This window comes from Chryseobacterium sp. JV274 (assembly GCF_903969135.1).
In the GTDB taxonomy this organism is placed as follows: domain Bacteria; phylum Bacteroidota; class Bacteroidia; order Flavobacteriales; family Weeksellaceae; genus Chryseobacterium.
Genome location: NZ_LR824569.1, coordinates 3732511 through 3757294 on the forward strand (window position 1 = coordinate 3732511; position 24784 = coordinate 3757294).

At 38.6% G+C, this 24784-nt stretch carries 12 protein-coding genes, 2 tRNA genes and 2 rRNA genes; 11 read left to right on the forward strand and 5 right to left on the reverse strand.

Annotated features, from left to right (window positions below; translation table 11 throughout):
• Nucleotides 1–68: 68 nt before the first annotated feature.
• The 5 genes from CHRYMOREF3P_RS17260 to CHRYMOREF3P_RS17280 form a co-directional block, all read right to left on the reverse strand.
• Nucleotides 69–1580, reverse strand: a complete 1512-nt coding sequence (locus CHRYMOREF3P_RS17260) for a thioredoxin domain-containing protein (RefSeq protein ID WP_077413710.1) — start codon at nt 1578–1580, stop codon at nt 69–71.
• Nucleotides 1581–2366: 786 nt separating this feature from the next.
• Nucleotides 2367–3323, reverse strand: a complete 957-nt coding sequence (locus CHRYMOREF3P_RS17265; RefSeq protein ID WP_317043592.1) for a DUF3810 domain-containing protein — start codon at nt 3321–3323, stop codon at nt 2367–2369.
• A 94-nt stretch (nt 3324–3417) separates the two neighbouring features.
• Nucleotides 3418–4863 (reverse strand): MFS transporter, encoded by a 1446-nt coding sequence (locus CHRYMOREF3P_RS17270; RefSeq protein ID WP_077413708.1) that lies wholly within the window; start codon nt 4861–4863, stop codon nt 3418–3420.
• Between the two features lie 30 nt (nt 4864–4893).
• Nucleotides 4894–5631: a lysophospholipid acyltransferase family protein gene (locus tag CHRYMOREF3P_RS17275; RefSeq protein ID WP_077413707.1), complete on the reverse strand. Its 738-nt coding sequence runs from the start codon at nt 5629–5631 to the stop codon at nt 4894–4896.
• A 3-nt stretch (nt 5632–5634) separates the two neighbouring features.
• Nucleotides 5635–6093 (reverse strand): GtrA family protein, encoded by a 459-nt coding sequence (locus CHRYMOREF3P_RS17280; protein ID WP_077413706.1) that lies wholly within the window; start codon nt 6091–6093, stop codon nt 5635–5637.
• A 363-nt stretch (nt 6094–6456) separates the two neighbouring features.
• Between CHRYMOREF3P_RS17280 and CHRYMOREF3P_RS17285 the strand changes: the two genes are divergently transcribed.
• The 11 genes from CHRYMOREF3P_RS17285 (at nt 6457) to CHRYMOREF3P_RS17335 (ending at nt 24653) form a co-directional block, all read left to right on the forward strand.
• Nucleotides 6457–6720 carry a hypothetical protein gene (locus tag CHRYMOREF3P_RS17285; RefSeq protein WP_047373857.1) on the forward strand — a complete coding sequence of 88 codons (264 nt, stop codon included), beginning with the start codon at nt 6457–6459 and terminating at the stop codon, nt 6718–6720.
• 85 nt (nt 6721–6805) lie between these two features.
• Complete coding sequence (locus CHRYMOREF3P_RS17290) at nt 6806–7657, forward strand: BadF/BadG/BcrA/BcrD ATPase family protein (RefSeq protein ID WP_180565116.1); 852 nt, start codon at nt 6806–6808, stop codon at nt 7655–7657.
• A 16-nt stretch (nt 7658–7673) separates the two neighbouring features.
• Nucleotides 7674–9965, forward strand: coding sequence for an NADP-dependent malic enzyme (locus CHRYMOREF3P_RS17295; RefSeq protein WP_077413704.1), 2292 nt, complete (start codon nt 7674–7676; stop codon nt 9963–9965).
• 227 nt (nt 9966–10192) lie between these two features.
• The gene (gene ruvA, locus CHRYMOREF3P_RS17300) at nt 10193–10777 is read left to right on the forward strand and encodes a Holliday junction branch migration protein RuvA (protein WP_180565117.1); all 585 of its coding nucleotides are present in this window, start codon (nt 10193–10195) and stop codon (nt 10775–10777) included.
• A gap of 57 nt (nt 10778–10834) precedes the next feature.
• Nucleotides 10835–17869, forward strand: coding sequence for a cell surface protein SprA (gene sprA, locus CHRYMOREF3P_RS17305; RefSeq protein WP_077413702.1), 7035 nt, complete (start codon nt 10835–10837; stop codon nt 17867–17869).
• A gap of 107 nt (nt 17870–17976) precedes the next feature.
• A complete protein-coding gene (gene gcvH, locus CHRYMOREF3P_RS17310) occupies nt 17977–18354 on the forward strand; it encodes a glycine cleavage system protein GcvH (RefSeq protein ID WP_047383072.1) in 378 nt (125 codons plus the stop codon).
• 25 nt (nt 18355–18379) lie between these two features.
• Complete coding sequence (locus CHRYMOREF3P_RS17315; RefSeq protein WP_317043595.1) at nt 18380–18706, forward strand: VanZ family protein; 327 nt, start codon at nt 18380–18382, stop codon at nt 18704–18706.
• Nucleotides 18707–19746: 1040 nt separating this feature from the next.
• Nucleotides 19747–21263, forward strand: a 16S ribosomal RNA gene (locus CHRYMOREF3P_RS17320).
• 197 nt (nt 21264–21460) lie between these two features.
• Nucleotides 21461–21534: transfer RNA gene (locus tag CHRYMOREF3P_RS17325), tRNA-Ile, on the forward strand.
• Between the two features lie 83 nt (nt 21535–21617).
• Nucleotides 21618–21691 (forward strand) — tRNA-Ala (locus tag CHRYMOREF3P_RS17330).
• 203 nt (nt 21692–21894) lie between these two features.
• Nucleotides 21895–24653: ribosomal RNA gene (locus tag CHRYMOREF3P_RS17335) — 23S ribosomal RNA — on the forward strand.
• The 16S and 23S rRNA genes sit together here with 2 tRNA genes alongside, the layout of an rRNA operon.
• The last annotated feature ends 131 nt before the right edge of the window (nt 24654–24784 follow it).

Below are 24784 nucleotides of genomic sequence, written 5' to 3' on the forward strand. Positions count from 1 at the left end.
CATCTTATCAGATGTTATTTTTGTTTTTCCTAAGATAGTGAAATTTTCAGATGAATGATATTTATTTACTAAATCTCATCATCTTCTATTAATTCATCAATAAAGAATAAAATATCTTCACGATCATACTTGTCAGGGAATTGATATCCGTTGATGATAAAAATCGGGGTGAAGTTTAATCCTGCGTTACTGTTTTCGGTAGACATCTCTACTAGTGGATTCAGGTTTTCCGATGTTACATTTCCTCCGGAAAGAGCATTGATTTTACTTTCGTCCTTAGTTTCAAACCATTCTTCTACAGCATGTAGGAACTCTTTTTCAGGCTTGTTATGGTAGATATGAGTTAAGTCTGAAATAAGCTGTGTGTATTTTTCAGGAGCTCTTTCGGGACTGTAATTGAATCTCATCTGTAAAGAGATCGTATCAGGGTATTTTTCCAAAAGGCCTTCTGCCAATTTATGAGCATCCTTACAGAAACCGCAATATGGATTGGATACAATAGAAATACGAAGTTTCGCATCTCTTTTTCCGACAGCAAAAGTTTCGGTATTCTGGAATTCGATTTTTGGATTCTGCTCCATCTGGTTTTTGAACAGCTCATAATTTCTTTTGAATCTAAGGTTTTTCGCATTAGATTTTTGTAGCGCTTCTTTTTGTTCAAGAAGAGTATTGAAATAAATAACGGCAGAGAATACCAGAGCCCATAAAATGACCGTCAATAAAAGTGTTCCCACACTGAAAGACATATTCTCGAAAAATAAACTGCTTACTACTATTTGTGCTGCAAGTATTGAAATAATCAAAAGACATACTCTACAAAACGTTTTTTCTACAAAAGCCTGAATGTATAGAGAATACCCTATTGCAAGGATAGAAACAAAGGTGAATCCTTTTACAATATAAGCTGTAGCCGGTAAAAATAATCCCAGCACGGTAAGTCCTGCAAAATAGATCAGGGAAAAGTCTGCAAATTTTAACCCTAAAATACTGGTCTTATCCTGCTTAATAATTTTATCACATGAGTTGACTGTCTGGCTGGCAGCAGCACCTCCACCACATATACTTCCGATTACGGTAGATGTATTCCCGAATTTCTGATTGAAGATTTCAAGTGAAATATATACTCCAGCCAGAGAGAGAAGATTGAATAAGGCTTCATAAATGGTTTGGCTTATAAATGAATAAGCGAGAACAGCTGCAAAAATTAAATAAAGTACCGGCTTGAAATTGAAGGCCAGTTTATTTTCTGCATTTTCGGTCTTTTCAAATAACAGTACAAAATCAGTTGATTTGGTATAAAGTTCTTCTTTACCGAAGGTTTTTGCTTTTTCTGAGTATACTGAATAATTGCTTCCTGACTTTTTTACAAGAGAAAATGAATTTTCAACAATAGCAATAAATTCTTCCGGAAGTTCGTCCCAATATTCTTTGTCTAGTTCATAAGCATCATTTTTCACCCCCATAAAGTTAAGCGTGTCACTGAAAGCCAATGCAGATGGATAATTGGGATGTGAATTGAACTGGAAAATGAATTCCTGTTTATCGAGTTTTAGGTGGTTAATTAGTTTGTCAAAAATCATGTTAATATTTTTATCTAAAATACACAGATGTTTTAAATATACAAAAATTTTTTTCTTTTATTAGTGAGATATAAACGGCTATTGGTAGATTAGATTTGACTTTCAATATTTTATTTCACAAAATATGGGTTTCAAATTTAGGATATTCTAATAAAATTATATGATTTTATTGCTGCTTAGTGTAGAATTTATTCATAGTATTATTAGATAAAGCAGGAGTTTTGGCTTAGAATACGAAATTTTTCAAATGAATTGGTTTTAAGACGTAAGATGCGGTTTCGCAGGCGGTTGTTTAAAAGTTTTCAGGGTTATAGTTTACATTCAATTTCATGCGGAAAGCAATGGAATAAATTGGAATAATAAAGGCTATTATTTTTGATCAAAATCTTGACATTTTTACGATATAAATAGTAGAAATATATATAAAATACGGTGGATAACTCCTTTTTTTAAAATGACGAAAACAGGGTAAAAACCGAATGTTTTTTATTTAAACAAATGTTTGATTCTATGGTAATTTAATAGGCTGTACGGGTTTAAACGATGTTTTTCATATCGAATACTGGTGTTGATTGCGATTTGTCAGAATGTGGTGTAAACTCAAAAAAACTTAAAAAATCATAAAGTTTTCATAAAGTTTTAAAAAAGGATGTAAATGTTTTTGTATTTATAAAATATGTCGTACTTTTACATCGCCTTGAATGAGGGAACAAGTCAAGGTAATAAATTTTTTTTCATCATTTGTGTTTTTAGAATCGTATCGCCTGATACGATTCTTTTTTTTATTTATTTTTCATAGTTTAAGAGAAGATCTATAAAGTAAGAATAGGTGACAGAACCTTCCTGCTGATTGCTTTTCAGGAAGAGATTATTGGCGTATCCAAAAAAATCATCCAGCCAGCCCTGATGACTGAGTACAAAATTCTTCTCATACATACGGTCTCTTTTCATTGCAGAAGAATATTGATGTAGAACATTCTTGACGAACTCCGGATCTTCCTCCACAATGAACCTTAAAAGGCTTTTTAAAGTGAAAAACTCAGTGCTGTATCTCAACTCAGGATTACTGGAATGAATACCTATTAAATACCCCACAAAATTAGCCTCCTGTTCTCTGGCAAAACCCAGCTGATGGGAACTTTCATGCGCCGTTGTGAAGGGAATAAATGTGGAAGGTAATTCAGCGTTATATTGAGCTTCAGCAGTAAAGGGATTGTAATATCCCAAAATACCTGTAAAACTCATTATATTTTTGAATAAACTGGGTTTAATATCCAAAATCTGAGTCGCCCTTTTATTTGAAATATAAGAAGGTAATTTTGCCTGTTGATGCAGAATTTCCTGTTGTATAGAATTAAGGTTTGTAATGATAAATACTCCTTTGCTGTCTTCCCGGACAGATTGCCTGGTCAGTTTACATTTTTCAAGGTAAGAGAGAGCCAGTTTTTTAGCCTTTTCCACATCAGGTTCTTTCTGGCTTGAAAGCTTCTTGATGATAGGAGTCTGGAAATACAGCATTCCCCAAAAGATCTGATAGATAAAATAAAAAATATTGATGATGATCAGAGTTCTGAGCATAGAATCATGTCTTCGCTGCTTTCTGAATAGCATGATGCAATAATACAAAAGGAAAGCACCTAATATGATATAAATAAGGTCTCCTGTAGAAAATGGAATCCAGCTGAACAATGCCTGATGGGTTCCTTTTTGAAGTTCAAAAAAGCTTTCAAAAAACGAGATCATCACTCTGGATTTTGAGCAAACATAAAACAAAAGAAATTGGGCAAGTAATACACCTGCCCAAAACCTTTTCTTTTTATATATTGTTTTCGTTATATTAATGACCATTGCCTTTAGATACTTTATCAAGATCAATGCCCTGGGCTTTTAGAATCCCACTCACACGGATCGCATAGAATGCAAGATAAGCAAAACAAATAACCCCTACGATATAACTGAAATGAATATTCGTAATATCTGCAATATATCCCTGTATAATGCTTACAATACCTCCACCCATAATCATCATAATAAGTAATCCTGATCCTTGATTGGTATGTTTTCCAAGCCCGTTAATCGCCAATGCGAATATACATGGCCATAAAGTAGAGCAGAAAAGACCTACACTGGTAAATGCATAGACAGATACCATTCCTTTAGTGAACATTCCTATCAGTAAAGCGGTAATCCCAGCCAAAGAGAAGATTAAAAGCATTCTTGCCGGGTTTCCTTTACTTAAGATATCACAAATAATCATGGCAATAATAATGAATCCATATACATAGAATGGAGACAGGTCATGTTTTGCAATAGCATTTACAAGTAAAAATACACCAAATGCAAGATAAGGAGCTAAGAACCTTAAGATTTTTTTGAATCCGGCATTCACATCAAATGCTTCTACAGCACCTGTCCAACGGCCGATCATCAATGATGCCCAGTATAAAGAGATGTAAGGGGCCACATCTTTTGTTTCAAAGCCTAAGTTTTTTTCCATATAAGCCGGAAGATTACTGGCTGTGGAAACTTCTACCCCTACATACACGAAGATCGCGATCATTCCCATTACCAATTGAGGATATTGAAATGCTGACTTTCTGTGCTCACCCGGAGTTGAATCATCTGTGTTTTCAGTATTCGTTGGAGTTACAGCAGGAAGAGAAGAGAATTTAAGCATTAAAGCCACAAGAGCAAAAGCTGCTCCTAATATCAGATAGGGAGTTTTTACACTTTCTATACTTGCTTCCGTATTGCCTGCGCTTGCAGAACCAAAAATAGCAAATGCAACAATAAGCGGTCCTATTGTAGTTCCTAAGTTATTGATTCCCCCAGCCATTGTCAATCTCTGTGATCCTGTTTCTGTAGGACCTACTTCAATAGCAAGTGGATTGGCAACAATCTGTTGAAGAGAGAAGCCTAAACCTACAATAAATAATCCGGAGATCATTAAAGGGAAAGAATGCATATTGGCAGCCGGGTAAAACAACAGGGTTCCCATTGCTGAAATAAGAAGCCCCACAATAAGGCCGTTTTTATACCCGATTTTATTGATCAAATCCTGTTTCAGACTCTTTGATATGATCATATAAATTAAAGAACCTACAGTATACGCTACATAAAAGCATATCTGTACCAGCATACTTTCAGTTTGAGATAGATTGAAGGCTTTTTGAAAAACGGGGATCAGAATATCATTACTGGCTGCTACAAATCCCCAAAAGAAGAATACAGTAACCAATGGAATGAATTGGGCCCAATTGGTTTGTTTAGAATAATTTGACATATTTATTATAGATTTCACAAACAAATATAACTATTTCCTTTCAACGGAATACCTGATTAAAGTTTTTTTTATTTCTTCGTAAGCCTCTGCCTTTAAGTCTTTTGGCGAATTGGTAGGCTCAATGATACCATTGAAATACACCTTTACTCTTCCAGGATAGCCTTTTGAGTTTTCAAAAGGGAACATTTCCTTGAGTCCGATAAAGGTATAAACAGCGATAGGAGAGTTATGTTTTGAGGACAGTATAAATGCTCCGTCCTTAAAGTCATCCAGGATTATAGAAGTATCGTCCGGTACGCCGCCTTCAGGAAAAATGGCAATACTGTTGCCTTCTTCCATCTTTTCAGCACATCTTCGGTATACATCCGCACGGCTTTTTGCGCTCGTTCTGTCTACCATTACACATATCCTTCTATAAATGGTTCCGAAAATAGGAATCTTTACCAGTTCTTTCTTCCCTACAAAACATATCGGATGGTTTGGAAACATAATGCAGGTAAGCATAATATCCATGATGGATGTATGATTGGAGATAAAAACATAAGGAATACTTTTGTCTTTTTCCTGTTCCGAAAGTTTAATGAGATCATACCGGAAACCCATTCCGTAAAACATTCCGAAACACCAGATCCTGACAAGTTTATAGCCGTATTTATAATGCTTTTTGTTAAAGGATAAAATATAGACAGGAATTCCAATAATAACTGTCAGGAAAAATGCTAACAGCAACAGCCAGAATCTCCAGAGATAATTTAAAATTTTTGTCACAGCCTAACCGTTAAAAATTACTTTCTTTTTTATCGAATAATTCAGAATGGAAACCAGCAATATTGCTGCAATTTTGCTGATCATTTCCGGGCTCAAGGTATAAAAAAATAAATTGATATTATCTTTAAATATGAAACTGTAAAAGACCTGGAAAAAACCTAGGCTGAGTAACGTTGAAAAGAAAGAAACCACCATAAAATAAACAAACTCTTTTTTCTTTGAGTGTTTTCCTCTTTCAAATACAAACCAGATACTCAGGAAATAATTGGTAATAATCCCGCAGCTCGTAGAAAAAATGTTGCTTAAAGGATAATGTATACCATGGAAGTTGATTTCTTTTGCAAAGAAATGCGGAAGATAGGTACTGAAAATCTTAAAGCTGCCTATTTCTACAATCGCACTCAGTCCTCCTGCAATGATGAAGAACAGAACCTGTTTCTGGCGTAAGAGTATTTCTTTCATGTAATGAATATAAAAACTAAATATATAAATACATATTGTATAAGACTGAAATGATTTATATCTCAGAATATAAAGGCTTTACTGTATCCCGGCTGTTAATAACCGTTTTAGAATGCCAATAATGTCAAAGCTTCACAATATGAGTATGCAAATTTATAACTATATGTTAAACACTGAAAAAAGTTGTTAAAATATTTTTTTTAATTAAAATTATTTCTAATTTTAATATTCAGAATGATGTAATAATGACCTGATAATAAATTCATTTTCAACTTCTTGTGTTGATGGTTTTTTCTATCTTGTAGTGCACGATTAAGAGCATATACCCCTACATTTTATGACCCAATTATTAATAATATTTGTATGAAAAGTCAAAACAAATACAGAAAATTCCAGCTTCAACAGAAAAATATTGAAGCTCTTGAGAAAGAAAATTCCCGCTTCAAAAGAGTGTATTCAGAATATGAAAATATGTCAGATGAATTGTGGAATCTTGAAAACTCCAAAGGAGAACCAGTGCCTGATGATTTTATCAATGCAATGGTATTACAGACTTCCTATCTGGAAGATGAAATAGAAGATTGGCTATTGCAGTTCAACGAAAAAAAGACACAGATTAAACATTAATGATTTTAGACAGCTTCCAGGTTGTTTATAAACGCTAATTGAAGATAAATTCATAATTTAGCACCCTTAAATTAAAATCTAAAATATGGTTGCTATTGTAGATAGTGGTTCTACTAAATCGGATTGGGTAATACTTGATGACTTTAAGAAAGTTTTTCTGAAAACAGAAACAATCGGTTTCAATCCGAATTTTATCAACAGAGAACTTATCGCTCCTGAGATACAGAAAAATAGCAATCTGGTATCGGTTAAAAATTCAATTACCAAAGTCTTTTTTTATGGTTCCGGATGTGGTGTCAAAAAAAACTGCGAAACCATAGAGGAAGAGCTGAAGAAGGTTTTTGTAAAAGCAGAATTTATTGTGAAGGAAGATCTGATGGCTGCAGCCTATGCAGCATACAGCGGAAAACCTGCTATCGTGTGCATTCTTGGCACAGGATCAAATTCTTGTTATTTCGACGGTGAAAATGTAAAGATAGAATTACCTTCATTAGGATTTATTATTGGAGATGAAGGAAGTGGCAGTGCTATAGGAAAACAATTGCTGCGCAGATATTTCATGAAAAAACTACCTTCAGACCTTCGTGCCGAATTTGAAGCCAACTATCTGCTTACCGTAGAGGATGCATTGCAAAATATGTATCATACGACAAGACCAAATGCTTATTTGGCAGACTTTACCAAATTTGTGATCGAAAGAAAAGAGCATCCTTATTTCAGGGATATGGTTTTTGAAGAAATGAAAAACTTTTTTGAATACCAGGTAATCCCCTATGAAGAAGCTAAAGACGTTGAAATCAATTTTATCGGATCTATCGCTTATTATTATGAAAATATACTACGTTCTGTAGCTACAGAACTTAATTTAAATGTGGGACATGTTGTGCAGAAACCAATAGAAAGCTTAGTAGATTACCACATTAAATATATACTTTAACAAAAAACAAAATTTTATGTCAAGTAACAACAATCGTGACGAAAAGAACTTCAGCCAGGCCGCGCTGGATTATCATAAAGCAGAACCCAAAGGAAAAATTGAAGTTATTCCATCAAAGCCACACTCTTCTCAAAGAGATTTGTCATTGGCTTATTCTCCGGGAGTAGCTGTTCCTTGTATGGAAATTCATGATAAGCCTGAAACTGTGTATGATTATACAGGAAAAGGAAACCTGGTAGCAGTAATTTCTAACGGTACTGCCGTACTTGGACTGGGAGATATCGGTGCTGAAGCTTCAAAGCCGGTAATGGAAGGGAAAGGACTTTTGTTCAAGATCTTTGCAGATATCAACGTTTTTGATATTGAGATCGATGAAAAAGATCCGGATAAATTTATTGAAATCGTAAAAGGTATCGCTCCTACTTTCGGAGGGATTAACCTGGAAGATATTAAAGCTCCTGAAGCTTTTTATATAGAACAAAAACTGAAAGAGGAATTGAATATTCCTTTGATGCACGATGACCAGCACGGAACTGCAATTATCTCTGCAGCAGCATTGATCAATTCTTTGCAGATTGCGAATAAAGATATTGATAAAGTGAAAATGGTAGTCAATGGAGCAGGTGCGGCAGCTATTGCATGTACCAAGCTTTATATCTCATTAGGATTGAAAAAAGAAAATGTCCTGATGTGTGACAGTAAGGGGGTTATCAACCATAAAAGAGAAAACCTTACCCCTGAAAAACTAGATTTCATCGCTCAGACAGATATTGAAACATTAGAAGATGCTGTAAAAGGCTCTGATGTTTTTGTCGGATTATCAAAAGGAAACGTAATGACTCCGGAAATGCTGTTGAGCATGAACGAAAATCCTATCGTATTCGCTTTAGCTAACCCTGATCCTGAAATTGCTTATGATCTTGCTATTGAAACTCGTAAAGATGTAATCCTGGCAACAGGAAGAAGTGATTATCCTAACCAGGTAAACAATGTATTAGGATTCCCTTATATCTTCCGTGGAGCATTGGATGTACAGTCTACAGGAATTAATGAAGAAATGAAACTGGCTGCCGTACATGCGATTGCTGATTTAGCAAAAGAACCGGTACCGGAAGCTGTAATTTTAGCATACAATGTTCAGAACCTGCAGTTCGGAAGAGACTACTTCATTCCAAAGCCGTTCGATAACAGACTGATCACAAAAGTATCAAGTGCCGTAGCGAAAGCAGCGATCGAAAGTGGTGTTGCCAGAAAAACCATTACGGATTTTGAAGAATATGAGCACCAGCTTTTAGACAGAATGGGAAGAGATGAGAGATTGGTAAGAATGATGCAGAGCCGTGCTAAATCCAATCCGAAAAGAATCACCCTTGGAAATGCTGAAGAATATAACGTATTGAAGGCAGCTCAAATCCTTTATGAAGAAGGAATTGCTTTTCCAAGTCTTCTGGGAGATAAAAAATACATCAAGGAGCAGATGGAGCGTTACGGAATTACGCTGGATGTTCCAATCATTGATCCAAGTGATGACGATCAGAAAGAAAACAGAAAAAAATACAGAGAAACCCTTTGGAAACTTCGTCAGAGAAAAGGAATGAACGAGTACAAAGCGAAGAGATATGTGCGTCAGAGAGATTATTTCGGACCTCTTATGCTGAAACATGGTGATACCGATGGTCTTATCGTAGGATTCTCTAAAAACTATACTTCAGTTTTACGTCCTGTTTTAGAAGTTATTGAAAAAGATAAAGGAGTAGATAAAGTAGCGGCAATGATGATGATCCTGTCTGAAAAGAAACCTATTTTCTTCGCAGATACTTCCATCAATCAGAATCCTACCTCAGAAGATCTTGTGAATATTGCTAAAATGGCAGAGTTTACAGTAAAATCTTTTGCGATTGAACCAAGAATTGCGATGCTTGGGTTTGAAAACTTTGCTGCTATTTCTGAAACTTCCAAGAAAGTGGCTAAAGCAGTGAGCATCCTTCATGAGAAATACCCTAAAATGATTGTAGATGGTGAGATTCAGCCGGATTTTGCAATGAATGCAGATCACCTGAGCGATTATCCATTCTCAAAATTAGGAACAACACCAGCGAATACCTTCATCTTCCCTAACCTGGAAAGTGCTAATCTTTCTTACAAAATTATAAGAGGGATGAAAGTAGCGCAGGTTATAGGACCTATCTTAATGGGATTAAAGCAGCCGGTACACGTTCTTCAAATGCGTTCAAGCGTAGACGAAATTGTAAACCTTGCTACGATTGCTGTTCTTGATGCTCAAAGGAGAGAAAAGAAATCAATCTAAAAATTAAATCGTAATTAGTAATCACTAACCTCTAATTAGATTTTCTTATTAAAAAATGACACTTTAAACCGTGTTGAGATAATAAAAGACTCCATATTTTGGAGTCTTTTGCTTTTATGTTAATTCATTGAATTCTTATTTGAAAATTAAGTTAAAAATCATTCGCACGTTAAATGAAAACATTAATTAGTTTAAATTGCTATATTTGGGAGTTTTAAAAATTAATAATGATATTTTCTTTACAAGGTAACGTTCAAGAACTTACGCCTACCTACGCGGTCATCAATGTACAAGGAGTTGGTTACTACGTGGGAATCAGTTTGATGACCTCACAGATGCTGGTTTTGAATCAGCAGACTTTCTTATTTATCCAGCAGATCATCCGCGAAGATGCTCATCTTCTCTTTGGATTTAACACACGTTCAGAAAAAGAAATGTTCAATCTGTTAATAAGCGTTAATGGAGTGGGTGCTGTTTCAGCATTGATTCTGCTGTCAACATTAAGCCTTGATGAGATCGCTTCTGCAATACTTTCCGGAAACAGCGCGCTGATTCAAAAAGCAAAAGGAATCGGTGCAAAAACTGCTGAAAGAATTATCGTAGATCTTAAAGATAAAGTACAGAAATACAGTGATCCAAACGCGAACATTTCTGTGATGGTAGATAATAAAATTAAGGAAGAATCGTTATCTGCATTAGAAGTTTTAGGGATTCCTAAACGTGCAAGCGAGAAGATTGCGGATAGAATTATAAAACAAAATCCAAGTATCTCGGTAGAAGAATTGGTTAAACAAATCTTAAAAAACATTTAACATTTGGTGGCGAATAGTAAGCATCTTAACATATTTTTGTTCCTGTCGTTCCTGTTTATGTCTGTCAGCACTTTTGCGCAGGTACAAAAAGACACGGCGATTATACGAAAACAATATGAAGTGGCCGACCCTACGAGGTACGAAGCCTATTACGATATAAAAACCGGGATGTACTATGTGTATCCTAAAATTGGAAATACCATAACGGGTCCTCCTACAGCAATGTCTCCGCAAGAGTATAAAGAATATATGCTTGCAACTCAGACTAAGGCCTATTACAAGGAAAAATCTGATAAATATAACCTTCTTTTCAGAAGAGACAGATCAGATGCAAGGAAGAAGGGGCTTATCCCTTCATTGTTGATTAATAACAGGCTTTTTGAAACTATTTTCGGAGGTAATAAAATTGAAATCATCCCTTCAGGGTATGCATCTCTGGATTTTGCCGGACTTTACCAAAAAATAGATAACCCGATGATCCTGCCACAAAACAGGACAAGTTTCACCTTTGATATTGATCAGAGAATTCAGCTGGGATTATTGGGTAAAGTAGGAGAAAACCTTCAGCTAAAGGCTAATTATGATACCCAGAGTGGTTTTGCTTTTGAAAACAGAATGAACCTTGTTTGGCAGGCAAAAGGAAGCTGGAAAGATCTTCAGAGCAAAGGTCTTGGAAATGTTGATAAACCCAACGAAGGAGGAGAAGATAAGATTATCAAAAGAGTTGAATTTGGTAACGTAAATATGCCGCTTTCAACCAGTTTGATTCGTGGTTCACAATCACTGTTCGGGGTGAAAACAGAATTTCAGTTAGGAAAAACATTTGGAACCGTTGTCCTTTCCCAACAACAGGGTGAAGCCCGTAATATTGTAGTACAGGGTGGTGGTGTTATGAATAACTTTAAAGTCAACGCTATTGACTATGAGGAAAACCAGCACTACTTTTTAGGACATTATTTCCTGAACAAGTATGATGATGCCTTACTTAATTATCCACAGATCAACTCAACGATCAATATTACCAGATTGGAAGTTTGGGTATTGGATCAGGGAAACAGTAACCTGGCTTATCAGAAAAGTATAATCGGGATCAGAGACCTTGGAGAAGGTCCTGGCGGAGTTACTTTACCGGATAACTCTCTGAATGGTTTATATGATGCTGTATCCACAGTAGCCGGAAGCAGAGAAGCAGGAAAAAACTATGGTACTCTTTTTCAGGGACAAGTGCTTGGGGCAGATCCTATTCCCTATGATAATGGAGAACAGTTCATATACAATACAAAAGCAAGAAAGCTGAATAGTAATGAGTTTACCTTTCAGCCGCAACTAGGATATATATCACTAAATCAAAAGCTTAATGATCAGCAGCTTTTAGCAGTTTCATACTCTTTTACCGTTAACGGAAGTAATAAAGTATACAAAGTAGGGGAATTTTCTGAAGAAAGTCCTGTATTGGTTACTAAAGTATTGAGAGTAAACAATAAAGTGAATACTCAGTCTCCGATGTGGGACCTGATGATGAAGAATATCTATTCAATAGATGCAGGACAGGTAGCACAAGATGGATTTATTCTTAATGCATATTACAGAGACCCAAAAACGGGAGGTAAGGTAAACTATCTTCCGGATACTCCTGTAAAAGATCAGAACTTACTGAAATTATTTAACTGGGATCGTCTTAATATGAATGGAGACATTCAGAATAATAAAGACGGAAGCAAAGGAGATGGTATTTTTGATTTTGTCAACGGGATTACCATCAGACCGGAAACCGGAAGAGTAATCTTCACGAAAGTACAGCCTTTTGGTAACTATATGCAAAAGGTTTTAGGAGGAACTTTTAATCCTCAATACGTTTTCCAGGATCTTTATACCAAGCAAAAACAAGAAGCGCTCTCCAGTAACCTTGCACAGAGATATACATTGGAAGGTCGTTATAAAGGAGTTCAGGGACAGGGTATTTCGTTAGGCGCAGTAAACGTTCCTCAGGGATCAGTAAAAGTTGCCGCAAACGGAGTACAGCTTACAGAAGGAGTAGACTATACCGTAGACTATATGCTTGGGACCGTTACTATCATTAATGAAAATGTAAAACAGTCCGGACAGGCGATCAATATCTCGTTAGAAAATCAATTAACATTTAATACCCAAAGAAAAAGATTCTTAGGATTAAATTTAGAAAGAAGATTCAGTGAGAATTTTATCTTGGGAGGGACCGTGATCAATTATTCAGAGTCTCCACTTACCCAAAAAGTAAACTTCGGACAGGAAGCGGTAAATAATACCATGGCAGGGATCAACTTGATGTACAATAATCAGGCTCCTTATCTGACAAGACTTACCAATAAACTTCCAATGGTAAAAACCGAAGCTCCATCTAACTTAAACTTTAAGATGGAAGCAGCATATTTGATTCCTGGATTAAATAAGGGAACCAATAACCAATCTTATATTGACGATTTTGAACAGACAACTTCCAAGATATCATTAAAAGAACCGGCAGCATGGAGCTTAGCTTCAAAACCCGAAAAAAATAAATTGCCGCCATTTAACACAATACCTGGCAATGATGACTTAACAAGCGGATATGGAAGAGGATTATTAACATGGTATAATATTGACCCTAGATTCTGGGGTGTTGGAGGGAAAGCACCTTCAGGAATTACACCGCAGTCTGTATCCAACCACGCTTCCAGAAGAGTACAATATTCCGAGATTTATAACAACAGAGATTTCGTAGCGGGAGAACAAACTTTCACCAATACATTTGATATCTCTTATTTCCCTAAAGAAAAAGGACCTTATAACGTAAACCCAGTTACAGAACAGGCACAAAGCAGATGGGCGGGGATTATGAGATCAATCAGTGTTCCGAACTTTGTTACTTCAAACATTGAATACGTGGAATTCTGGATGATGGATCCCTATGCAGATGGTAAAACATTGGGTACTGATCCAAAACTTTTACTTCACTTAGGAAACGTTTCCGAAGATGTTCTGAAGGATGGAAAAATGCAGTATGAAAATGGGCTTCCAACTCCTGGAACACCATCTTCTACTACGAATTCAAACTGGGGAACACAGCCAAAACAACCACCAATCTTATATGCATTCTCTACGGAAGGAGATGACAGACGAGTGCAGGATGCCGGATATGATGGTCTTACTTCTGATCAGGAAGCAATGAGATTCGGAAATACTTTTGTAAACCCGGTAACCAATATTGCTGACCCAGCAGTGGATGACTTCGTATTCTATCTTTCTGATAAATTTACCGGAAGCCAGGCCGCTTCAGTTGTGGAGAGATACAAATATTTCAGAAACCCGGAAGGAAACTCAGAAGCAAACTCTCTGAATGTAGCTTCACAAACTCCGGATGCAGAAGATATTAATAAAGATTATAACCTTGACCAGACTGAAAACTATAATCAGTATGTGATCAAGCTGGATCAGCCAAGCTTAGCATTGGGAGGAAACAATATTGTAGATGTAAAAACAGTAAAAGCAAGCTTCCAGAACGGGCAGTCTGCAGATGTGAAATGGTACTTGTTCAGAATTCCTGTTGCTAATTATGATAAAGCTGAAGGAACTGCAGATCCATCTGTATTAAATAATGTAAGATTTGCAAGATTAATGCTTGCTGGATTTGACCAAACCTCTACTTTAAGATTCGGAACAATGGATCTTGTAAGATCAGACTGGAGAAAGTATACTAGTAACATTGCCAGCACAAATATCCCAGGTTCAGACGAAGGAGTAGGTACTGTGACAGATCCAAATTTTGAAGTAGGTAGTGTAAATATTGAAGAAAATGCACTGAACCAGCCTCCATATGTATTGCCTCCGGGAATTGACAGACAGGTATTAAGTGGTAATGCCGGAGCGCAAAGACAAAATGAAGCTTCACTTTACATGAAAGTAACTGATCTTAAAACAGAAGCAAGGGGAGTATTCAAAAATACTACACTGGATATGAGAAGATACAAAAAGTTGAAGCTATTTGTACATGCTCATGATCCTCTGAACAGAGTAATAGGAATGGATGAGAAAACCAAATTCTTTATCCGTTTTGGAAGTGATGCTACTGATAACTATTACGAGTATGAATCGTCTTTAAACATGACTCCTACTACGGCAACTGCTCCTATGGAAATCTGGCCGTTGGAAAATGAAGTCAATCTTGATGTTCAGAATTTTGTAGATGCTAAAATAAGAAGAGACAAATCAGGAGTTCCTATTACAAATAGAACAATGGATCCAACCTATCAGGAACCATTCAAGAATATTTACATCAAAGGAAGACCAAGCTTAGGAAACATTACTACCATTATGATTGGAGTAAGGAATGCTGATGCAAGAGGAGGAGCTGGAATAACAAGAGTTTTATGGGTAAACGAAATCCGTCTTTCTGAAATTGAGAATGACGGAGGATATGCAGGAAACGCCAGCTTAAATTTTAATATGGGAGATTTGGCAACAGTTAATGCCAATGCATCCTATACATCTGTTGGTTTCGGAAATATAGATTCAAAACCTGCGGAAAGAACTCAGTCTACTCAATCGGCATTCAGTATTAATACCGCTATCAATGTAGATAAATTCCTTCCTGAAAAAACAGGGGTGAAAATTCCTTTAAACTATTCTTACTCACAGACGATTGAAGATCCAAAATATAATCCTCTGGATACCGACGTAGAGTTCAATAAGGCACCAAACAAGGATCAATTGAAAAAAGTAGCGAGAACCTATACTCAGCAGAGAAGTATAGGAGTCGTGAATATGCACAAGGAAAGAGTAAATCCAAATAAAAAGCCTAAGTTTTATGACATCGAAAACGTTTCGGTAACGGCTGTTTATAATGATGACTACTTCAGAGATATTTATACCAAGAGAAATTACAGACAATACCTGAGAGGATATGTTGATTATAACTACACATTTAAACCGTGGGTAATCAAACCTTTCAATAAAATGATCAGTGATACGGCAAAGTCTACGAAGTATTTAAGATGGGTGAAAGAATTCAATTTTAATCCGATTCCTACGAGAATATCTTTCAGAACTGAAATCGACAGAAACTACAATGAACTTGAGTTCAGAAATGTAGAAGCAATTCTTAATGGGGATATGAATAGTAATTTTGATGCGATCAGAAACAGAAACTTCTTCTTCGGATGGCAGTATGGATTAGGATTCAATTTCACGAAATCATTAAAACTGGAAATCAATTCAGCAACCAGAACGCTTAATGACAATCTGGATGTAAATTCAATGGATAACAAATCGATCTTCGGGAATGTGTTCAGAGCCGGAAGACCGGTATTGTATAACCACAGAGCACAGCTGAACTATAAACTACCATTCCAGTATCTGCCTTATCTTGATTTCATTGATGCAGAAGTAGGATATGGATTTACCTATAACTGGGCGGCGAGATCTACTTCATTAACTGGATTTGTAGATCCTAATACGAACCAGACTGCAAGTTTAGGATCTGTTGGTCAGAATACCAATGTTATTCAGGCAACAGCTTCAGCAGATCTTCCGAAGTTCTTTGGCCAGTTTAATTATTTCAAAAATATAAATGCCAAACTTCAGAAGCGCAGACAAGAAATGGACTCTCTGAACAATGTGTATACGAAACAGTGGGAAAAGAACAGATATAGATATAAGAAATATAAATTTAAAAATAAGCTTACTCCACTTCAAAGTGCAGCATTCTTCCTTACTTCTTTCAAACAGTTGAACGTAAGTTATAATGAAACAAATGGAACAGTGCTTCCGGGATTAATATCAGCTCCAAACTGGTATGGATCTGGACAGACACTGGGAGGTCCAACTCTAGGATTCCTTTTAGGATCACAGGCGGATATCAGAAGAACAGTGATGGAAAACGGATGGGTGAGTGGTTCCAATTATATGACAGATCCATATGTAAGAATGTCCACCAAAGAATTGAGGGCAGACTTGCAGATGATGCCGATGAACGATTTAAGAGTTGATCTTAATGTGCTGCATACTTTTAACAGTAACTTCTCACATACAGGATTTAACTATATTAATAATGGAGTTTCAGATCCTGACTTTACATTTGCCAGCGAAATGATAACCTATTCCAACTCTGCAGTACTTCTTAGCACATCATTTAAAGATGGACAGGCAGTTTATCAGGCTATCAGAGAAAATGCAAGAGCCCTTTCACAACAGTTGGGCGGCCCGGGAGCGGTATTGGACAACAATGGATTTGCGAAGCATTATAGTATTGGAAATGCCTATGTATTGATCCCAGCCTTTAGAGCAGCTATGGAAGGAAAATCTGCAACACCAATGACCAATCCTAAAAAAGCAGGATTCCCGTTACCAAACTGGAGAATTACGTATTCAGGATTAAAAAATATTCCTATAATCAGTGGACAGTTCACCAAGTTTGATATTTTACATGGTTATACAGCGACATATACAGCAACAGGTATCCAAAGCAATGTAGATTATCATGGTAACCCGGATGGATACTACCAGACAGTAGATAATGCAGGAAATGTAATCAAAAACGATGGTGACAAGATCAATCCGTATACATTTGCACAGGTAGGATATGTAGAATCTTTCTCACCGCTTATTGGGATAGATGTTACCATGAGAAACAATATGCAGTTCGGGATACAGTACAACAAAACAAGAATGATGGTATTGGGACTGGTAAACCAAACGCTTACTGAAGATGCCAATACAGAATATGTAGTAAGACTTGGATATATTGTTAGAAACTTCAGATTGGGAACAGCCAATATCAGAGGAAGAGGAACAAGAGGGAAAGGAAGTGACCTTAACATCAGAGGAGATATTTCATTAAGAGACAGCAAGACTTCTATTATGAATATTCTGTTGAATGATGCTCAGGTAACAGGAGGACAAAGACTGATGAACATCAAACTTTCCGCAGACTATAACGTTTCCGAAAACCTGAACCTGAGAGTATTCTATGAACAGATGACCTCAAAGTATAAGATCTCCACAGCTTTCCCGCTGTCTACAGTGAGAGCAGGTATTTCTGCCACATTTACATTCGGAGATTCCGGAGGCGGATTCTAAAAATGATATAAACTTAAAAGTCCTTCAGTTTTGAAGGACTTTTTTTATATCCAATATTTGAAGCTACTATATTTTTGAATACATTTGTACAAAATAAAAATTAAAAAATGAACACACCATCAGAATTAAAGTACACCAAAGATCACGAATGGATCAAGATTGAAGGTAACGTTGCTACAATCGGTATTACAGACTTCGCTCAGGGAGAACTTGGAGACATCGTATATGTAGACATAGATACTGTAGATGATGACCTTAATGGAGGAGATGTTTTCGGAAGTGTAGAAGCGGTAAAAACTGTTTCAGATCTATTCTTACCTATCGCTGGAAAGGTTATTGAGTTCAATTCAGAATTGGAATCTCAGCCTGAACTGTTGAATACAGATCCTTATGGAGACGGATGGATTATCAAATTGGAAATTGCTGATGGGGCAGATCAGTCTGAGTTACTTTCTGCAGATGATTACAAAGCTATCATTGGATAAGATTTCAAAAATATTTAGTAAGATATTGCCCATTTATTGGGCATTTCTTACTTATATGCTTCTCAAACCCGGAGAAGAGAACCATGAATATTGGTTTATGTTCAGTGGGATTGACAAAATTTTACATCTAAGTATATTCGCAGCCTTAGGTTTTTCTTTCATTGCTGCATTTCCCAAAATAAAATTCTCATACTTTTTTCAGATCATTCTTATCTATGCATTCCTTACCGAAATTCTGCAGGAAGAAATGGGACTAGGTAGATCTATGGAAACATTGGATATCGTAGCAGATACCATAGGATGTCTATTGGGATACTATATATATAAGATATTAATCAAACGCTTCTTTTAACTTTACTCTTAGAAAAGAGCAGCATTCCTTTCCAAACTTTTTCCCCTATACAGGAACAGTAAGGTTTTCTCAAACTCTTACCCCTTCCAACTATCAAACTTAATCAGGAGCTATTTCCTGCTATCCATTCATACTCCTCGCGCCCGTGCTTTCCCACATCCAATCCTATCCCTCTCAAAGGCAAGCTGCGGGGTACCCATTTCTATCAGGGCTAGGGGTGAGGTTAATGATGAATTATAAATTATGAATTATGAATTCCCCCGAAATACCCTATACTAAATATACATCATCATCTGTGCAAATGCGTGATCTGTGGTTAACCAGTACTCATTCCATAAGAACGCACTATTATCCTGAGCGTAGACGAAGGGAGCCTGTTTTATAAAAGCTTCCCCTTGCACCTTTCCCCCAACCTTCCCTTTATCTTATATATATATAATAGAATGTATCTTTCATTACCCCATTACTCATGATTTCTTCTCCCTCAAAGCGCTCCCTTGAATCTCCCAAACAAATGTTTAAAATTTTTCTCTCTGCGTTCCAGTGTATTAGGGTTAAATATTACGGGTGTGTAAAATTTATGTTAAATAAAGTTGTTTTGCGTTGCAATAAGTTGTTATCTTTGCCCCACTGAAAAACGAGAGTAATACAGTAGCGCAGGAGAGCTTTTAGATAAGCATAGACATTATGATACTTCAACAAGAGGCAGACAAAAAACTTTAATTTTTTTATCAAAAAAAGTTGCGAGTTTAAAAAGAGTTTGTATCTTTGCAGTCCCAAATAAAGGGAGCGCAGGAGTAGAGTGATTGAGGTTTAGGAGAGGGATTAAGGTTACTTAAAAAACTTTAAAATTTTCTTTCAAAACATTTGGTCATTAAGAAATAAAGTTTTACTTTTGCACTCGCAAATACGGAGCGCCACTGACAGAAGAGAGTGCTTCGTTACAAAGCGAAAGATATAAAGATCATTGACATACAATATAACAACCAAGTAAGGAAAAACTAAAGCGTAAAAAAACTTTGAGTGAGTCAGACAAACATACAATGGAGAGTTTGATCCTGGCTCAGGATGAACGCTAGCGGGAGGCCTAACACATGCAAGCCGAGCGGTATTGTTTCTTCGGAAATGAGAGAGCGGCGTACGGGTGCGGAACACGTGTGCAACCTGCCTTTATCTGGGGGATAGCCTTTCGAAAGGGAGATTAATACCCCATAATATTTAGAATGGCATCATTTTAAATTGAAAACTCCGGTGGATAGAGATGGGCACGCGCAAGATTAGATAGTTGGTGAGGTAACGGCTCACCAAGTCAACGATCTTTAGGGGGCCTGAGAGGGTGATCCCCCACACTGGTACTGAGACACGGACCAGACTCCTACGGGAGGCAGCAGTGAGGAATATTGGACAATGGGTGAGAGCCTGATCCAGCCATCCCGCGTGAAGGACGACGGCCCTATGGGTTGTAAACTTCTTTTGTATAGGGATAAACCTACCCTCGTGAGGGTAGCTGAAGGTACTATACGAATAAGCACCGGCTAACTCCGTGCCAGCAGCCGCGGTAATACGGAGGGTGCAAGCGTTATCCGGATTTATTGGGTTTAAAGGGTCCGTAGGCGGATCTGTAAGTCAGTGGTGAAATCTCACAGCTTAACTGTGAAACTGCCATTGATACTGCAGGTCTTGAGTGTTGTTGAAGTAGCTGGAATAAGTAGTGTAGCGGTGAAATGCATAGATATTACTTAGAACACCAATTGCGAAGGCAGGTTACTAAGCAACAACTGACGCTGATGGACGAAAGCGTGGGGAGCGAACAGGATTAGATACCCTGGTAGTCCACGCCGTAAACGATGCTAACTCGTTTTTGGTTTTTCGGAATCAGAGACTAAGCGAAAGTGATAAGTTAGCCACCTGGGGAGTACGTTCGCAAGAATGAAACTCAAAGGAATTGACGGGGGCCCGCACAAGCGGTGGATTATGTGGTTTAATTCGATGATACGCGAGGAACCTTACCAAGGCTTAAATGGGAAATGACAGGTTTAGAAATAGACTTTTCTTCGGACATTTTTCAAGGTGCTGCATGGTTGTCGTCAGCTCGTGCCGTGAGGTGTTAGGTTAAGTCCTGCAACGAGCGCAACCCCTGTCACTAGTTGCCATCATTAAGTTGGGGACTCTAGTGAGACTGCCTACGCAAGTAGAGAGGAAGGTGGGGATGACGTCAAATCATCACGGCCCTTACGCCTTGGGCCACACACGTAATACAATGGCCAGTACAGAGGGCAGCTACACGGTGACGTGATGCAAATCTCGAAAGCTGGTCTCAGTTCGGATTGGAGTCTGCAACTCGACTCTATGAAGCTGGAATCGCTAGTAATCGCGCATCAGCCATGGCGCGGTGAATACGTTCCCGGGCCTTGTACACACCGCCCGTCAAGCCATGGAAGTCTGGGGTACCTGAAGTCGGTGACCGTAAAAGGAGCTGCCTAGGGTAAAACAGGTAACTAGGGCTAAGTCGTAACAAGGTAGCCGTACCGGAAGGTGCGGCTGGAACATCTCATTTTAGAGCGTCGTAAGACGATAAAAAAACAAAGGTACTTAAATGTACCATGCACTTACTTCAAAGTAAAGCTTTAGTTTTTTGTTTGGTTGGTTATATAAAAAATACAACACCCACTAGAAATTAGTATAGGGAAAGAGATTGAGAAATGAAGAAGAGGAAAAGTATAACTTACTTACTCATCCCCATAACTCATATAAAGTCTCGTAGCTCAGCTGGTTAGAGCGCTACACTGATAATGTAGAGGTCGGCAGTTCGAGCCTGCCCGAGACTACTAATTAAAGCGGCTGGCAAATAGCTTATAGCTGATGGCAAAAATGCCAGAAGCCAGAAGCAAATAGCCAACAGCAACTAGAGGGGGAATTAGCTCAGCTGGCTAGAGCGCCTGCCTTGCACGCAGGAGGTCAAGGGTTCGACTCCCTTATTCTCCACAGTTTTGGAAGACTGATTTAAAAGTTACGGATAGAGCCAAAAACAATATCTGTTCATCAGTTGTACAAAAAGAATTTAAGATCATTGACATTAACGGTAAAGACATCACAAAGAGATAACCGAGCACTTTCGAGTGCCGAGTTTATAAAAATATCGATAAATTAAATTTATCAAAAAATACTGAACTAATATAATTATTAGGAAAGAAATCGTTAAGGGCGTATGGCGGATGCCTAGGCTTTCAGAGGCGACGAAGGACGTGGTAAGCTGCGAAAAGCTGCGGGGATTGGCACACACGAATTGATCCGCAGATGTCCGAATGGGGCAACCCGGCTGGTTGAAGACCAGTCACCTCGTAAGAGGAGCAAACCCGGAGAACTGAAACATCTAAGTACCCGGAGGAAAAGAAATCGAAGAGATTCCGTAAGTAGTGGCGAGCGAAAGCGGATTAGCCCAAAAGCTGATATATGTTTAATAGAATGTTCTGGAAAGAACAGCCGTAGAGGGTGATAGCCCCGTATATGAAAGGCATATTTGAGTGATAAATGAGTAGGGCGGGACACGTGAAATCCTGTCTGAATATGGGGGGACCATCCTCCAAGGCTAAATACTCCTGAAAGACCGATAGTGAACAAGTACTGTGAAGGAAAGGTGAAAAGCACTTCGAATAGAAGGGTGAAATAGAACCTGAAACCGTACGCCTACAAGCGGTCGGAGCAGCATTAAGCTGTGACGGCGTGCCTTTTGCATAATGAGCCTACGAGTTAATTTTACTAGCGAGGTTAAGGTATTAAGTACCGGAGCCGGAGCGAAAGCGAGTCTGAATAGGGCGTATAGTTAGTAGGATTAGACGCGAAACCTTGTGATCTACCCATGGGCAGGTTGAAGCTCTGGTAACACAGAGTGGAGGACCGAACCGGTTGACGTTGAAAAGTCTTCGGATGACCTGTGGGTAGGGGTGAAAGGCCAATCAAACTGGGAGATAGCTCGTACTCTCCGAAATGCATTTAGGTGCAGCGTCGTATATAAGTTTATTAGAGGTAGAGCTACTGATTGGATGCGGGGGTTTCATCGCCTACCAATTCCTGACAAACTCCGAATGCTAATAAATGTTCTACGGCAGTGAGGGCATGGGTGCTAAGGTCCATGTCCGAGAGGGAAAGAACCCAGACCAACAGCTAAGGTCCCAAAATATATGTTAAGTTGAAACAACGCGGTTGGACTGCATTGACAGCTAGGATGTTGGCTTGGAAGCAGCCATTCATTTAAAGAGTGCGTAACAGCTCACTAGTCGAGCGGTCCGGCATGGATAATAATCGGGCATAAACATATTACCGAAGCTATGGATTTGTACTTTATGTACATCTGGTAGGAGAGCATTCTATTTGCGCTGAAGCAGTACTGTGAGGTATTGTGGAGCGGATAGAAAAGAAAATGTAGGCATAAGTAACGATAAAGCGGGCGAGAAACCCGCTCACCGAAAGACTAAGGTTTCCTCAGCCATGCTAATCAGCTGAGGGTTAGTCGGGACCTAACGCGAACCCGAAAGGGGTAGTGGATGGACAATGGGTTAATATTCCCATACTTGCTCACACTAAAAAGGGGACGGAGTGCCGTACTTACTGGAGACTGACGGAATAGTCAAGGCCTAGCCTTCGGGCGAAGCTGCTGTAGGGAAAGTGCTTCCAAGAAAAGCCGAAGTGAAGCAACCCGTACCAAAACCGACACAGGTAGTCGAGGAGAGAATCCTAAGGTGCTAGAGTGAATCATGGTTAAGGAACTAGGCAAAATAGTCTCGTAACTTCGGGAGAAGAGACGCCATCAGCAATGGTGGCCGCAGTAAAGAGGCCCAGGCGACTGTTTATCAAAAACACAGGACTCTGCAAAATCGAAAGATGCAGTATAGGGTCTGACACCTGCCCGGTGCTGGAAGGTTAAGGAAGGTGCTTAGGGTTAAACCGAAGGCATTGACTGAAGCCCCAGTAAACGGCGGCCGTAACTATAACGGTCCTAAGGTAGCGAAATTCCTTGTCGGGTAAGTTCCGACCTGCACGAATGGTGTAACGATCTGGGCACTGTCTCAACCATGAGCTCTGTGAAATTGTAGTATCGGTGAAGATGCCGATTACCCGCAATGGGACGAAAAGACCCTGTGAACCTTTACTATAACTTCGTATTGACTTTGAGTAAGTAATGTGTAGGATAGGTGGGAGGCTTTGAAGCTTGCACGCTAGTGTAGGTGGAGCCAACGTTGAAATACCACCCTTTACTTACTTGGAGCCTAACTTCTTAAGGGAAGGACATTGCGTGGTGGGTAGTTTGACTGGGGTGGTCGCCTCCAAAAGAGTAACGGAGGCTTTCAAAGGTACCCTCAGCACGCTTGGTAACCGTGCGTAGAGTGTAATGGCATAAGGGTGCTTGACTGTGAGACCTACAAGTCGATCAGGTGCGAAAGCAGGACATAGTGATCCGGTGGTTCCGTATGGAAGGGCCATCGCTCATAGGATAAAAGGTACTCCGGGGATAACAGGCTAGTCTCCCCCAAGAGCTCACATCGACGGGGAGGTTCGGCACCTCGATGTCGGCTCGTCACATCCTGGGGCTGGAGAAGGTCCCAAGGGTTGGGCTGTTCGCCCATTAAAGTGGCACGCGAGCTGGGTTCAGAACGTCGTGAGACAGTTCGGTCTCTATCTATTGCGGGCGTTAGATGTTTGAGAGGGCTTGATTCTAGTACGAGAGGACCGAATTGAACAAACCTCTGGTGTATCAGTTGTACCGCCAGGTGCACTGCTGAGTAGCTACGTTTGGAAGAGATAAGCACTGAAAGCATATAAGTGCGAAACTCGCCTCAAGATGAGACATCTTTTAAGGGTCGTTGGAGATGACGACGTTGATAGGCTACAGGTGTAAAGACAGTAATGTCATAGCCGAGTAGTACTAATTACCCGTAGATTTATAGCCTAATATGGCGCACGAAAGTGCAGCAAGGTTACCTCTTTGTGAAAGTTTTTATCGAAAATAACCAGGTAGCAGATGGTAGCTATTGGGAAGCAGGTAAAACCTGTATCCTTTTATCTATACCGTGCAGCCTT

Excerpts from the sequence above, each read along its gene's own strand:
- CHRYMOREF3P_RS17260 (WP_077413710.1), bottom strand. The coding sequence starts at position 1,580 with ATGATTTTTGACAAACTAATTAACCACCTAAAACTCGATAAACAGGAA.
- CHRYMOREF3P_RS17265 (WP_317043592.1), bottom strand. The coding sequence starts at position 3,323 with ATGATCTCGTTTTTTGAAAGCTTTTTTGAACTTCAAAAAGGAACCCAT.
- CHRYMOREF3P_RS17270 (WP_077413708.1), bottom strand. The coding sequence starts at position 4,863 with ATGTCAAATTATTCTAAACAAACCAATTGGGCCCAATTCATTCCATTG.
- CHRYMOREF3P_RS17280 (WP_077413706.1), bottom strand. The coding sequence starts at position 6,093 with ATGAAAGAAATACTCTTACGCCAGAAACAGGTTCTGTTCTTCATCATT.
- CHRYMOREF3P_RS17285 (WP_047373857.1), top strand. The coding sequence starts at position 6,457 with ATGAAAAGTCAAAACAAATACAGAAAATTCCAGCTTCAACAGAAAAAT.
- CHRYMOREF3P_RS17290 (WP_180565116.1), top strand. The coding sequence starts at position 6,806 with ATGGTTGCTATTGTAGATAGTGGTTCTACTAAATCGGATTGGGTAATA.
- CHRYMOREF3P_RS17295 (WP_077413704.1), top strand. The coding sequence starts at position 7,674 with ATGTCAAGTAACAACAATCGTGACGAAAAGAACTTCAGCCAGGCCGCG.
- ruvA (WP_180565117.1), top strand. The coding sequence starts at position 10,193 with ATGATATTTTCTTTACAAGGTAACGTTCAAGAACTTACGCCTACCTAC.
- sprA (WP_077413702.1), top strand. The coding sequence starts at position 10,835 with ATGTCTGTCAGCACTTTTGCGCAGGTACAAAAAGACACGGCGATTATA.
- gcvH (WP_047383072.1), top strand. The coding sequence starts at position 17,977 with ATGAACACACCATCAGAATTAAAGTACACCAAAGATCACGAATGGATC.